General features: G+C 47.9%; 1 protein-coding gene. It reads left to right on the top strand.

The genetic code is table 11. The features are described from left to right. Positions 1 to 317: 4Fe-4S binding protein (locus tag AB4585_RS21710; protein ID WP_372170891.1), on the top strand; the 317-nt coding region annotated here is incomplete at both ends.

The following is a 317-nucleotide window of genomic DNA, read 5'->3' as shown; positions in this document are numbered from 1 at the left end:
GTGAATACCCAGATGGCTTGAAAATTGAGGCACTGGCTAACTTCCCAATCGAGAAAGACTTAATTGTCGATATGACGCCATTCATTGAGCGTCTTGAAGCCATCAAGCCTTACATCATTGGTAATGATCGTACACCAGAAGACGGTACAAACATCCAAACCCCAGAGCAAATGGCGCGCTACAAGCAATTTGCAGCCTGCATCAACTGCGGCCTTTGTTACGCAGCGTGCCCTCAGTTTGGTTTAAACCCTGACTTCTTAGGTCCTGCTGCTCTTACCCTCGCTCACCGCTACAACTTAGATAGCCGTGACAATGGT

Source organism: Vibrio sp. 10N.222.49.C9 (assembly GCF_041474985.1).
Classification (GTDB): Bacteria; Pseudomonadota; Gammaproteobacteria; order Enterobacterales; family Vibrionaceae; genus Vibrio; species Vibrio crassostreae_C.
Note: the sequence above shows the minus strand (reverse complement) of the source record. Positions and strands in the feature narration are given on the sequence as shown.